Raw genomic sequence first — 14,063 nt, forward strand, 5'->3', positions numbered from 1 at the left:
AATTTTAGTTGTGGGAGTTAAACACTTTAAATTCGTATAAAGAATAGCCCCAGCTTGATGCCCGTTTCACGCCAAGCATTCTTACATATCTTGCGTCTGTTGAAGGAAACTTGATTTCATCTGTTCCCCCATTACTGTTTAGCTCTGTATAGACGTCCGTCCATTGGCTGCCATCCTGTGACACCTGGATTTTGTATTGCTTTCCATAGGCAGATTCCCACTGTAACACGACTTTATTAATAGAATACACCTGACCAAGATCGACACTAATCCATTGATTATCCGTATATAAAGAGGCCCATCTTGTATTGTTGTTTCCATCAACTGCTAAATCAGGCGTTAGCCAGCTGACTTCTGATGAAGAAGCTGTGGCGGTTTTTCCTTCAGCTAAATTCTCTCCATTAATTACACGGTCAAGGAAGGTTGGGATGACTCCCAGGCTTAGCTTTTGCGGGAATTTCTCCATCTCTTTCATCGTGTTTTGAAGTAATGTTCTTTGCTCTGCTGCAGTTTGGGTATCATTTTCCTGTTCTGCTAGGGCCATTTTAATGGCTGCTTCGCCTGCAACTCCATAAAGCTCCATCTTATTTAGATATGGATCGATTTCTTCTAGGAAGTTCTGATTTTCAATGGCTTTTCGAAGCTGAGACGGTGTATTTTTTAGCTTAGTGAATTCTTGTAAAAGAACGTCTGCTGCCGCTTGACCATTTTTGGCCTCATATGCCGACCAAAACTGATCCATTAGCGGCTTTAATTTTTCCGAAATCGGTTCTTTATAGTTATTAAGACTGATAGAATAGGATGATTCTACAAACAGTTTTAATGGTTCATAAGCAGCTCCGGCAAATTCCTTTAAACTCTTTTCCAAAGAGTCATTTGGATTATAGGCTTCCGGGTTCCATGTATAATCTGCTACGGTAAACAGCGGAATTTTCGATGCTTCCGCTTCGTTCATTGGATTGGCTGTTAGACCAATGACACCATGTTCAGGAGTAAGACCTGCATCTCTTCCAACTAATGGCCCAAGGAACAAACGATTACGGTCATAATCATTTACCGGATAATTATCCCAGATTAATAAGTCATGCTTGAATATCCCATGGATCTTATCGGCATCAGCAGTGGTAATTGTAGGAGCAACGACGCCAATTCCCGTCCACTGAACGACAATATCTGGTTGAACCAGTTCGGCAAATCTTTTTCGATAAGGGGTAGTATCTGCTTGATAATAATCTGTCGGCACGGTAATTAATCGTTCCGCTCCTTCATGTTTTTTGATAAACTGCTCATTAAAACGATTTAGCAAATAGGCTTGTGCTGCTGAAGGAGGGTTTGCATCCTTGCCAAACATGGCTCGGTCCTCTGGTGAGCGAAGATTTGGGTCAATATCATCAAGGAACAAGGCAAATGACCTAACTCCGACGTCCCACATTGCTTGAGCTTTGTTGATTAAAGCCTGCAGGTCAGCATCGCTTGAATAAGTGATTGTATTCCCTGGTGAAATTGCGAAGGTGAAGGTGACATGATTTTTATGTGCAGTCTTAACAAGCTGCTCAATTTCTTTTATTTTTTCTTGAGGATATGGTTCCTTCCACTTATCACGATGGTATGGATCATCTTTTGGCGCATAAATATAGCTATTCATTTTATGCTCGCCGTAAAAATTCAATTGACTTAAGCGATCTTCATGTGACCATGGTTCGCCATAAAAACCTTCAATCGCTCCTCGTGTCGGCATTGTTGGCCAGTCGTGGATTTCGACTTCAGGAATCCAATCTGTTCCTTCTCGTTCGATAATCATTTGTTTGAATGTCTTGGTACCATAATATGTACCGGTTCCATCTTTCCCTGAAATCACAATATGCTTTTTACTTTCTTTTCCATGTATTGAAGTGACAACATACTCTTCTTTCTTTGTTACAGCCAAATCATCAAGCCCAGTACTATCCTTAATAACTTTTAACTCAGCTTCATCTGAAAATTCCCCCAGCCATATAATCACAGGAGCATTGAGAAGGGGGGCATTTATGTCACTCTCAACGATTGTTTTAACACCTGCTTTTTTTAGGGCGGCTTTTACTTCTTCAATTGCCGATTGATCTGTTCCATTTTCAGTAACCAATCCAACTTTTGGATTAAGCGGGAAGCCATTTCCTGTTTTTTCAATCGATTTCGGTGTAGGAGATACAGTAAACACGTATTTTTCATTTCCTTCCTGCGCGCTCGTCTTTTGAATGTCTAGGGGAAGGACTAGTCCGGTTACTAAACAAACTGAAATGATAGCCTTAGAAAACAATTTTCTTTTTGCCAACTTTGCCACCTCTTCTTTCAAATTTTGTTTTCTCTCAAAAAATCGTACTAAGATTTTTTATTGTCTTAAAATCCCCCTTCCGCTTCAATTAAACTTTTTAAAAATATTGAAAAAGCATAAAGCTTATTCAAACTGTGTAACTTGTAGAACTGCAAACATCAAAAAAGGCAGGGGAACACTAACAAAAGGGATGCTCCCTTTTGTTAGTGTCGCCCTGCCTGATCGAATCAGTAACATGCGGATATGTTGAAGTGTAACCATTTTCACTACTATTTACAGAATAGTATAATTTAAAATGAAAGCGGTTTATAGGGCGGTAGTACCTATTTTTAGGAAACGTGGAACTCCTTAGTTACTATCATGCCTGCAACAACAATGTTGTAATCCCAGAGGACAACTCTCGACATTTATTTTCCGAGATTAGCTGGAAAAGACCAGTCTTAAAACAGGTTAATGCCATATTTAATTAAACGTTTGATTAGTATAGCCTATATGGAATTTAGTCGAATGGATGTCGCTTAATGGTCGTATAAATAAGCAGCTTAGAAACCAACTTGGATAAACTTAAAGTTAACCCAAGCTGGTTTCTCTTTTTATATAGGCTCCTTCATCCGTTCAGTGAGTGTCTGTATCGGTTGAACTATAAATAATACTTTCATAACTTATTGTCATTGAGAGAATCGCTATGTTAATTTGAGTATTTATTCAAACTATTCATAAAATTATCTAGGAATATAGTACATTTTATCCTATAATAGTCATTATTGGTTTGAAATGGAGGGGGGAAATGAAGTTATAAATTATCGTACTTTACTGAGTCATTTTAGAATTCAAAACCATTGATATGACTAAGTTTTTAGGCAGCAAAATGGGGTACATCCCCAACATCTCGAAATGGATAATTAGACAAAATCTACACAGAGATCAAAGGTATTAATTCCCAATGTTTATGTTTAGTATTCTACAAGAAAGTCTATTTGGCTTGGAAGAATGAATAAAAATGTCTCCAAATGAAAAATACGGTTGGATCTTTGAGATGATTGATGTCACCCCTTTCATAAACAAAGACGGCAACTTCACGAAATGACAAGCATAAATTTGAAAATCGAGGGGGAGGAAACGAATTGAAGAGAAAGAAACAACCTCACATGCGTTTATTTAATATTGTAGCAGCATTGCTTATGGTATTTTCATTAATTACACCTGGACTTGCGAATGCTAAATCTATTGAGAGATCATCCCGTTATGTAAATGATTCCCAAACTGCTGCGAAAGAAAAGATGAGTAATCGTTTACTAGCTAAGTTTAAAAAAGATGACAAAGTAACCTTTTTAATTAAATTTAAAGAAAAAGCAGATACAACAAAAGCCATAAAGCAAACAAAAGCGCTTGCGAAGCAAGAAAAACTATCTGCGAATAAAGAAAAGTTTATGCAACGCTCTGCCGTTGTATCTGAATTAAAAGCTACTGCACACGAAGAACAACAAAACGTTGTAAAATATCTTGAACAAGAAGTACATAGAGGGAATGTCGAATCTTTTAAGGCCTATTTTATCGTCAATGGTATGGCCGTTACAGCAACGAAAGAGGTTGCAGAAAAGATAGCAACCTTTTCTGAAGTTGAAAAAGTATTACCAAACGAAACAAGACAATTATTTGTTTCAACAACTAAAGAGAAAAGTCCTAATGTAAATCTTGCGAATGTAGAGTGGAACGTTGAAAGAGTTGGAGCTCCAGCTTTATGGGAAAAGGGAATCGACGGTACAGGTGTAGTGGTAGCGAGTATTGATTCCGGTGTTCAATGGGATCACCCCGCATTAAAGGAAAAGTATCGAGGCTATAATGCAGCAACTGGAGAAGTTAATCACGACTTTAATTGGTTTGATGCCACTGCTGGAAAATCTGTGCCATATGATGATTTAGCACATGGAACACATGTGACTGGGACAATGGTCGGTAGTGAACCAAATGGATCAAACAAAATAGGAGTAGCACCGGGTGCAAAATGGATTGCTGTTAAGGCATTCTCAGAGACTAGCGGAAGTGATGCGAATTTATTGGCAGCTGCAGAGTGGATTTTAGCACCAAAAGATGCAAAGGGGAATACTCGGGTTGATATGGCACCAGATATTGTTAACAACTCATGGGGTGGCGGACCGGGTCTTGATGAATGGTATCGAGATGTAGTAAGAGAGTGGAGAAATGCTGGGATATTTCCTACATTTTCAGCTGGAAACACGAGCATGTCTAATAATGGCGGACCTGGATCAGTCGCCAATCCAGCAAACTATCCCGAAGCATTTGCGGTGGGAGCAACTGATAGTAATGATATAGTTGGAGATTTTTCATTACGTGGACCTTCACCATATGGTGAAATAAAACCAGATATTTCAGCCCCTGGAGCGAATATTCGTTCATCAATACCTCAAAGTGATTACGAAGGCGGCTGGGATGGCACATCGATGGCGGCCCCCGCTGTATCAGCAATTGTAGCATTATTATATCAAGTTGATGCTAGTTTATCAGTTGATAAAATAGAAGAAATTTTACTAAAAACAGCAACACCTTTAACGGATAAGGAATATCCAGAATCACCAAATGATGGGTACGGATATGGATTAGTCAATGCATACAATGCTGTATCTTCTATTAGAGAAGGTCTGGGGGCGTTGGAAGGAAAAGTGGTTCAAACGGTTGAGGATGCTGATATGCCGATAAGAGGGAAAGTAAGTGTCCTTGAAAGCAGACAGTACGTAAACACAAATCCTGAAAACGGCACTTATAAACTCGCACATGCTATCGGTAAATATACAGTTCAAGCTGAAGCATATGGATATCAATCTAAACAGCAATTAGTAACATTCGAAAAAGATAAAGTACTACAAGCAGATTTCACAATGAAAGAAATCCCTAAAGGAACTGTAAGTGGTGTCATTACGGATGAAAAATCAGGGGAAGCTGTTGAAGGTGTAACATTACTCCTTATGGAAGATGCCAATATTGCACCTGTGTCGACAGATAAGGACGGAAAATATACGATTACAGCTTACGAAGGTACTTATACAATGAGAGCAATGAGAATAGGCTATCACAGTCAAGATGTTAAAATGACAATTAATGGAGATAGCCAAGTGTTAGATATCGCTCTTAAGCCTTTTTTCACGTATCCTGGTGGCGAAATTGGCTATGACAATGGAATTGTTGATAGTGGCAGTATGTATTATGGCGGTGGAGCTGGATGGGCAGTAAAAATGTCATTGCCAAAGAATAAGAAATCAGCCATTGTCACAGATGGTGTGTTTCACTTCAAGAACAAAAAATACTCAGACACGGTTGGAACGGAATTTAATGTGGAAGTCTGGGATGCTTCTGGCCGCGATGGATTACCGGGTAAGAAACTTGCTGGACCGATAGCTGCTGAAGCCGTATTAGATGATTGGACGGTAGTAGATTTAACAGATTACAATATCAAGGTTGATGGAGATTTTTATATGGTGTATGTCCAAACTTTGAATTATCCAATTGCACTTGGTTTAGCAACTGATAATGGTAACCCATATACGGAGAGAAGCTATCAATATCTTGACGGTGAATTTTATCCAGCATTTGTTGAAGACGGTAACTATATGATTCGTGCCCGTGTAAGTTATGAAATAGACAATCCTGTTATTACTTCTCCAAAACAGGATGAAATATTCAAAGACGAAAACATCATAGTAGAAGGGACTGCCTCACCGACAACAACGATAAAGTTGATGAATAATAATAAAGAGGTAGGTACTGCAAAAGTTGGTGATGAAGGCAAATTTACAATCCCAACGAAAATGACAGAAGGTGAAAATAGATTAATAGCAGTCTCCATGTTAAATGGTAAATTGACCGGAGAATCGGATCTAGTTACCGTTTCACTAATAAAAGAGAAACCTGTCATTACTTCTCCAAAACAGGATGAAGTATTCAAAGACGAAAACATCATAGTAGAAGGGACTGCCTCACCGACAACAACGATAAAGTTGATGAATAATAATAAAGAGGTAGGTACTGCAAAAGTTGGTGATGAAGGCAAATTTACAATCCCAACGAAAATGACAGAAGGTGAAAATAGATTAATAGCAGTCTCCATGTTAAATGGTAAATTGACCGGAGAATCGGTTCCAGTTACCGTTTCACTAATAAAAGAGAAACCTGTCATTAAAGATTTAAAACCAGCAATTAACCAAAATGTGTTCCCAGGTGAGAAGGTAGAAATATCTTTCCGAAGTAATGTAATAGGTGGAGAAGCAAACTTTGAAGTGAAACTCCCTGTGCAAAAGAATACACAATCTTCTTCTAAAAACAAAATGGAAGAGGTAGAGCCAGGAGTTTATAAGGGCGTTTGGACCGTTCCAGATGAAAAGATTCAAGATGTTATTATTGAAGTGGAACTAACAGATGCCGCTGGAAAAAAAGTCACACAGGAAGCCCAAGGTAAACTAACTATTAATCAAACTGAAGTGCCAGTCGAAGAAGTGAAAACGGGCTGGAAATCTGAGGACGGTAATTTGTACTACTATGACAGTAAAGGTAACAAAGTAACAGGATGGGAAAAAGTTGATGCAAAATGGTACTACTTCGACAAGAGTGGTATTATACAAACGGGCTGGTTGAAAGACGGAGCGAAATGGTACCACCTCGATAAGAGCGGTGCCATGCAAACGGGCTGGCTGAAAGACGGAGCGAAATGGTACTACCTCGACAAAAGCGGCGCCATGCAAACGGGCTGGCTGAAAGACGGAGCGAAATGGTACCACCTCGATAAGAGCGGTGCCATGCAAATGGGCTGGCTGAAAGATGGTGTGAAATGGTACTACCTCGAAAAGAGCGGAGCCATGCAAACAGGCTGGCTGAAAGATGGTGTGAAATGGTATTACCTCGATAAGAGCGGAGCCATGCAAACAGGATGGCTGAAAGACAGCGCGAAATGGTATTACCTCAACAACAGCGGCACTATGCAAACTGGTTGGGTAACGATTTCTGGAAAACGATACTTCTTCAATAGTAGTGGAGTATGGGCAAAATAATCCAGAAAAGTTAAACTGAATGATAAAAGGGAGACTACAATTGTGAAGTTGTAGTCTCTCTTTTTGTGAAAAAAGTGATAATAAAAAGAATCCTGCTGAGAAAATAACAATCGAGAGGTTGCTCCAATCCAAGTTAACTTAATAAAAGAAAAGTATTCACAGTGGAGAATTGTATATGCATTTATTCAATCTCTAATTGTTTAAAAAGTCCTGTTTTATATTCTCTGCTTAAAGTATGAGCTTTTTTATATAGCAAATTCTTTTTCCCTTTGTTTAGTTCTCCTACAAATTTAACCACAACTTTCCCCTTCATTTCAGTCCACAACAGATTGAACTCTATTAAATAGTTTTTAACCGATCCTTCATAAATGTTCGGATCAATAGTGATTCCTTTAGTCCACGATTCTTGGTCTGTGACGAGTAATGGCTTTGTTAAGCTTTTTCTTTTTCATCATTCTTAATGCATCCAGTAATGCAAGGAGTTCACACACAATGGATTTCGTTGTTTTAATTCCCCTTACATTGGATACACCGGCAAACTATTCCTTAAACTTGGATTGTCTGGTAAAATATTGTTAGGTTTTAAAAAAATGGTAGTTTACAAGAATGAGGGGGATATGTCTTGGGCAACAGAATGATTGCGGCACTCACAACGTTCATGTTGATTCTGCCGAGCGCGGGACTTGCGAATACTGGCTCAGAAAACAGCGAAAACAGCGAAAACAGCGTTATAAAAACAAACACTGCGGCCGATTCGGCAACCACGATTTCGCAGCCACCGTCTAGCAGGACAACCATGTCTTCACAGCCAACGGGACAGACAGGAACCACTACAACAGATTCTGAACCAAAGTCGCCGATGATTGAAAGCGCGGCCATCACCCCGGATGATGCAAAACCGGGAGACATCATCACCATCACGGCAAAAATCAACTCACCGGTGTATGTGATAAAAAAGGTGCAGGCAATCCTGAACGATTCTACGGGCAAGCAAATTGACCTGAGCTACAACAGCACGAACGGCACATGGAGCGGCACCTATCACGTCCAGGACTACGACCATCAGGGAGAATGGAATCTGGCCTTCTATATTTATGGAAATGAAGGTTGGTGGTACCGTGACAAGGACCAGTCGATCACCGTGGTTAACCCGAACGAAGACCGTGTGAAGCCCGTCATGACGAGCTTCAACATGGAGCCGCAGCCGGTGAAAGCGGGCGAACCGTTTACCGTCACGGTCAAAGCGGCCGACGCTTCCGGTATCAATTCGGTGAAGGCTGATTTTCGGATGCCGAACGGCTGGACGAAGGTCGGGCAGCCGCTGACCTACGACAGCAAGTCCGATGAGTGGAGGTTCAGTTATACTTTTTCCGGAAACACCGAACCGGGCAGCTGGGGCGTGATTGTCCAAATCACGGATCTAGCCGGCAACGTGACAACCGAAATCAAGGACTTCGAACTCACTAATGTGAACGCGGATTACACCCCGCCAAAGGTCGAGAACATTACCGTCAGCAAACAGGAACTCAATCTAGGGGATCAGCTAAAGGTCACGGCAAAAATCACCGATGACCATTCAGGGGTTGCCTCAGCCAAACTGAATTTTTCCGGGAAAAATCACTACCAATCCCCGCTGGCCTACAATCCAGCCACCGGATTATGGGAAACCACTTTTCAGGTGTATCACTTTATGGAAGCGGGAACCTACAAGCTGGATTTGCAAGTGTACGACAAGGCACAGAATTTAGTCTATCCGGAAATGAATCAAACCGTCCGGATTCTTTTAGCAAAGCCTGAGGTCAAACAGGTAACCGACAGCGATACGGCTGTTAGCGGGCAGTCACAGTCTGGGACGAAAATCGTGGTTAAAACAGGTGAAGCGGTCATTGGCACTGCCACTGCCGGTGCAGACGGCAGCTTCTCTGCCCCGATCCCGATCCAAAAGCAAGGGACAAAGTTAGTTGTTTCAGCCACCGCCGATTCAGGGAATGCTGCCGAGGAAACAACAATCACCGTTGCAGCGAAAAACCCGACAGGTTGGGTGACCACCGGCGGTAATCGCTACTATTATGACCCGGTCACCTTTAAGCCGAAAACAGCCTGGTTCAAGGTCGGCACGGCTTGGTATTACGCTAACAACATAGGCGTGGTGCAAACGGGCTGGCTGAAACAAGGTTCGACATGGTATTACCTCACCGGCAGCGGCGCGATGGCGACCGGCTGGGAAAAGGTCGGTACCACCTGGTACTACTTCAACAACGGTGGTGCGATGGTCACCGGCTGGGGAAAGGTCGGCACCACCTGGTACTACTTCAACAATAGTGGTGCCATGGCCACAGGCTGGCAAAAAAGCGGCACCACCTGGTACTTCCTGGATAATAGCGGCGCCATGCGGGTTGGCTGGTTAAAACTCGGCACCACCTGGTATTACTTTAACAACAACGGCGCGATGGTCAAGGGCTGGGTCAAAATTTCAGGCAAGCCCTATTATTTTTACAGCAGCGGAGCATTAAGGTAACCGGAAAAAGGGAATAGTGAATCAATCCATCAGGACACATCTAGCCGCCAATCACGTTGATTGGCGGCTAAGTGTATTTCTTGGATCAATCCTTCAACAGGGAGCCCGTAACCTTTGCCGATCCTTTTTCTTATTCAAGTAACGATGCAGGTTAATCAAGTTAATTTCTTCAAAGTACATAGAAATTCTTTATATAAACATGTAGTACCTACTTTTGTAGGAATGTCGTAGTTGTTAATATATGGGGATTATTCAAGTTACGGGGGCATTGATCCAAGATGGATTAACGCTTTTTTGTAGAACTAACGGCCAGTTTGGTTTAAGAAAAAATAATAAAATTTAAGTAAGAAGAGACAAGTAATATACTTTTATTGAAATGAACACGTTGATATTCAACTATAAGGGGCAGGTTAGTGTAACAAGTCGTGAGTACAGAAAACTTAATTGGAATTAAGAATAAAATTATCTATTATTTGTAAGAAAATTCTATATAATGAATTTAGGTAGGGGCACTACAGTGTATCTGCGGTGCTCCATTTATATTAAATAAAAAGAGGGAGGCGAAACATTCAATGTCTAATGATAATGAGGTTTTATTAGATAAAGGAAATCAAAATGATTCAAAAATGAAAGTAGAAAGGAAAGAGGGAGAACCGACTCCAGTTTTCAAAGGGGCTTCTTGGGCAGCGTTGTTAGTAGGTGTTACGGCATATCTCATTGGCTTGTACAACGCAACGATGCAACTGAACGAAAAAGGATATTACTTTGCAGTTTTAGTATTCGGACTTTATTCAGCAGTATCTTTACAAAAAGCAGTAAGAGATAAAGATGAGGGAATACCAGTTACTAATATTTATTATGGTATTAGTTGGTTTGCACTTATTGTATCTATTGCATTAATGGCCATCGGTTTATACAATGCAGGAAGTATTGTTTTAAGCGAAAAGGGATTTTACGGTATGGCATTTGTTCTTAGTTTATTTGCAGCCATAACGGTTCAAAAAAATGTTAGAGATGCACAAAGGGCAAGAGAAAGAGATTAAGTTATTTTCCGTTGATTTGAAGAGGGGTGCTTACTCAATTCTGAGGAAGTGCTTGTTCGTCAACAGGCTGAATCTCAAAAAGAAGATGTAACAGACCCAGTAGAAGGTGAAATAGACTATTTATTTGTCATTACAGACAACGAGAGGGTTCATTCTGCTTTTAAAGAAATTGTTGATATCTTGTTCTATTTAACAAACGGAGGCGTTGATCCAAGAAGGATTAACGCTCTTTTTATAGAACTTATTGCACTACTATGAAAATAAGTTTCTTTAAGAAAGAAAAATGACAATACTTAAGAAAACCCTGCTCAATCGTTAAAAAAAAGAGGAGAGCGATAATTAAAAAAGTCTATGGATTACCGTTGACTGGATTAAGGTCAGTATCAGTATTGACACTTCCTAACCATTTTCATTCTCTGTGGTGCAGCACTGATTTTGTGCTGCATGGATGGCTAACGGGCAGGATAGTGCAATAAGGCAGGAATTTTGGAGGGGTTGTCGAATTACCTTTTTATACGATATGGATAGGGTGATTGAAACATGAAAAAGACCACAAACTTGAAGAAAGAAGTTTTCCGCATTTTAGTTATTCTAATCATTTGTTTTGCATATTCATACCAAAAGCCCATGTTTACAACTGAGAAAGCCACAGGTTACGCAGGTTTGTGTTTGGAAAATCCACCAAAAAGATTGGGAATAAAAGCCGTACATTTAAATTGGCAGGACATTAAACCGGAGAAATTTTCCATTGTTACAAAGAGTGGTTTTTTTAATCAAATCACTAATCAACGGGAGTTTAGTGTAACACTGAAAACTAAAAATGGAGAGGAACTAACCGTCAGGATGGACGCGTATAATGGAAGATGTCTTGAGGTGACTGGTCCATTAAAATAACGGGTGTCCCGCTGCTTAATGTGCTAACGGAACAGGTTAGTAAAAAGGAGTTTGGCTGTCTATTGTTGAATAATTTCAAATGATAATATGGAAGGGATATATTGAGAAATAAAAAAATCTAAATTACATTAGAATATAGGGTTAGGAGTTGAATGGTTTGATTCAATATACTTTAGAAAACTTAGATAAAGCAGCATTATACTTTATTGCAGTTATGTCTGTTTTTATTGTAGGTAGATTAGGAAAATTAATATATCTTTTAGAAGAAAACCAAAAAAAGAGATGAGTAATAGTAAATAAAGATATGTGAAAAATTTCACTTAAACTAAAGGGTAGCTTTACTTCAATAAGGAGTAAAGTCTTTTTCTTATTCAAGTAACGGGCAGGTTAGCACAAGAAGGAGAGTCTACTCGAAACGTAGAACTTATTATCAATATGTTCTAAGAATGTGGTGATTTTAATGACAGGAAAGAAACGTAAGCGAATCAAAATTGGGGATGTATATGCTATACCTTTGCCTAATGGCAAATATGCTTTCGGTAGAATATTTAAAGATGCTGGTATAGGAATTTATAAATATATCGGAGAAAGTATTGAAGACATTCCAAAGGATGAGGAGTACCAATTTATTGTTGGTGTATATGAATATGTTCTTAAATCAGGAGATTGGACAGTTGTAGAAAATCGCCCTTTTAAAAGTGATGATGAAGCATATCCACCTCCATCTTGTAACATTGATAGTATTTCAGGTGAATATTCCATTTACCATAAAGGGGAAATTCGAAGTGCAACAAAATCGGAATGTGAAGGATTAGAAGTAGCGGCAGTTTGGGCGGATAATCACATCATTGATAGAATTATGGGCGATGATAAGTGGCACAGAGATAAAAGTTAAATTTTTCCTCTTTCCACTAACGGTTGCGATTGTTGAACATAGACTTCCGTTGGGACCTATTTTGATTGTGCTAAATTAAAGCATTTTAGGAGAAATGTTATGAAATACGAAGACGTAGAAATTAAAAAGAATGAGGAATATTTTCAGTTAATTAATACTGGGGTAACAGAAAATGTAATTCAGGGATTGCTTGGTCTGGCACTTTATGGTGACGAATTTCGTTTAATTCAAGATACATTAGTGAGATTTAGTAACAGTGAAAATGAAAATATTCGTGGCATAGCGATTCTTTGCTTCGGACATCTTGCTAGGATACACGGGAAAATTGACAAGAGACTTGTATTACCAATTGTTAATAAGGGTCTTGAGGACAATAGTAGTTTCGTCCAAGGTCATTCGAATTCAGCGTTAGATGATATTAATTTCTTTGTTAAATAAACGGTCAGACCTTTCAACTAATATGAAAATAAACATCTGTTACTCCGAAAAAAGACAATACCAAAGAAGACCCTTCTTATATGTTTAAAAAATGGAAAGAGCTAGAATTCATTGATCTATAGATTGGATTGACTGGATTAAAAACCAGTATGGACAGTTAAGTATATTTTCATACTCTGTTGTGCAGCAATGATTTTTCTGCTGCATGGATGGCTAACGGGCAGGTTAGTTCTATAAGGGAAATGGTCTTTTATGGTAAAAATAATTAAGGGAACTTTTACCTTTTTTTGTTTAGTTTAATAAGAATCAATGGTAAAATGATGAGAATTAATTATGCTATGGGGCTGGTCAGTTGTAATTTTATAAAGGAGTTGTGAGAAGTTGAAATATCGTAAAGCAAATATCGATGATATTGATAAATTGGTCGAGTTAAGAAAAAAGCAATTAGTTGATGAGGGGATAGAACCTAATATAGATATTGATAGAGAACTATATGTTTTCTTTAAAAATAAACTAAGTGATGGTACTTTAATTCAATGGCTAGTGGAGGATAATGAAGAAATTATAGCTTGTGGTGCAGTAATTTTTTATGAATTTCCACCTTGTTACACCAATAAGACTGGAAAAAAGGCTTATATCACAAATATGTATACTAATGAAAATTATCGTGGGCAAGGAATCGCAACAAAGCTGTTAACTAAATTAGTTGATGAAGTTAAGATTTCAGGTATATCACAAATATGGCTTGGGGCTTCAAAAATGGGTAGACCAGTGTATAAGAAGTTTGGTTTTATGGAAACTGATGTATTTCTAGAATTAAATATTTTTTTATAATTTGTGAAGTATAACACTTAAACTACCATGAAAATTAACTTCTTTAACTCAGTGAAAAAAGGCAATACTA

General features: G+C 39.1%; 10 protein-coding genes. 9 read left to right on the plus strand and 1 reads right to left on the minus strand.

Features of this window, described 5'->3' with window-relative positions:
* Positions 1 to 4: 4 nt before the first annotated feature.
* On the minus strand, positions 5 to 2,311 hold the full coding sequence (locus tag RTR43_RS18505; RefSeq protein WP_312473718.1) for a glycoside hydrolase family 84 protein: 2,307 nt from the start codon (positions 2,309 to 2,311) through the stop codon (positions 5 to 7).
* 1,124 nt (positions 2,312 to 3,435) lie between these two features.
* Here RTR43_RS18505 and RTR43_RS18510 point away from each other — a divergent pair.
* From RTR43_RS18510 to RTR43_RS18550, 9 genes are all read left to right on the plus strand, one after another.
* Complete coding sequence (locus RTR43_RS18510) at positions 3,436 to 7,371, plus strand: S8 family serine peptidase (protein WP_312473721.1); 3,936 nt, start codon at positions 3,436 to 3,438, stop codon at positions 7,369 to 7,371.
* A 622-nt stretch (positions 7,372 to 7,993) separates the two neighbouring features.
* Entirely contained in the window at positions 7,994 to 9,889 is a 1,896-nt protein-coding gene (locus tag RTR43_RS18515) for an Ig-like domain-containing protein (RefSeq protein WP_312473724.1), read from the plus strand.
* A 572-nt stretch (positions 9,890 to 10,461) separates the two neighbouring features.
* Positions 10,462 to 10,932 (plus strand): inner membrane protein YiaA, encoded by a 471-nt coding sequence (yiaA, locus tag RTR43_RS18520; protein ID WP_312473726.1) that lies wholly within the window; start codon positions 10,462 to 10,464, stop codon positions 10,930 to 10,932.
* 48 nt (positions 10,933 to 10,980) lie between these two features.
* Positions 10,981 to 11,190, plus strand: coding sequence for a hypothetical protein (locus RTR43_RS18525; protein WP_396954596.1), 210 nt, complete (start codon positions 10,981 to 10,983; stop codon positions 11,188 to 11,190).
* Positions 11,191 to 11,472: 282 nt separating this feature from the next.
* Positions 11,473 to 11,826, plus strand: a complete 354-nt coding sequence (locus tag RTR43_RS18530; protein ID WP_066085532.1) for a hypothetical protein — start codon at positions 11,473 to 11,475, stop codon at positions 11,824 to 11,826.
* A gap of 157 nt (positions 11,827 to 11,983) precedes the next feature.
* Entirely contained in the window at positions 11,984 to 12,112 is a 129-nt protein-coding gene (locus RTR43_RS18535; protein ID WP_312473731.1) for a hypothetical protein, read from the plus strand.
* Positions 12,113 to 12,286: 174 nt separating this feature from the next.
* Positions 12,287 to 12,721, plus strand: coding sequence for an Imm26 family immunity protein (locus tag RTR43_RS18540; protein ID WP_312473733.1), 435 nt, complete (start codon positions 12,287 to 12,289; stop codon positions 12,719 to 12,721).
* Between the two features lie 99 nt (positions 12,722 to 12,820).
* Positions 12,821 to 13,159, plus strand: coding sequence for a hypothetical protein (locus RTR43_RS18545; protein WP_312473735.1), 339 nt, complete (start codon positions 12,821 to 12,823; stop codon positions 13,157 to 13,159).
* A gap of 381 nt (positions 13,160 to 13,540) precedes the next feature.
* The gene (locus RTR43_RS18550) at positions 13,541 to 13,993 is read left to right on the plus strand and encodes a GNAT family N-acetyltransferase (RefSeq protein WP_312473738.1); all 453 of its coding nucleotides are present in this window, start codon (positions 13,541 to 13,543) and stop codon (positions 13,991 to 13,993) included.
* The last annotated feature ends 70 nt before the right edge of the window (positions 13,994 to 14,063 follow it).

This window comes from Neobacillus sp., from assembly GCF_031988165.1.
Taxonomy (GTDB): domain Bacteria; phylum Bacillota; class Bacilli; order Bacillales; family Cytobacillaceae; genus Neobacillus; species Neobacillus rhizosphaerae.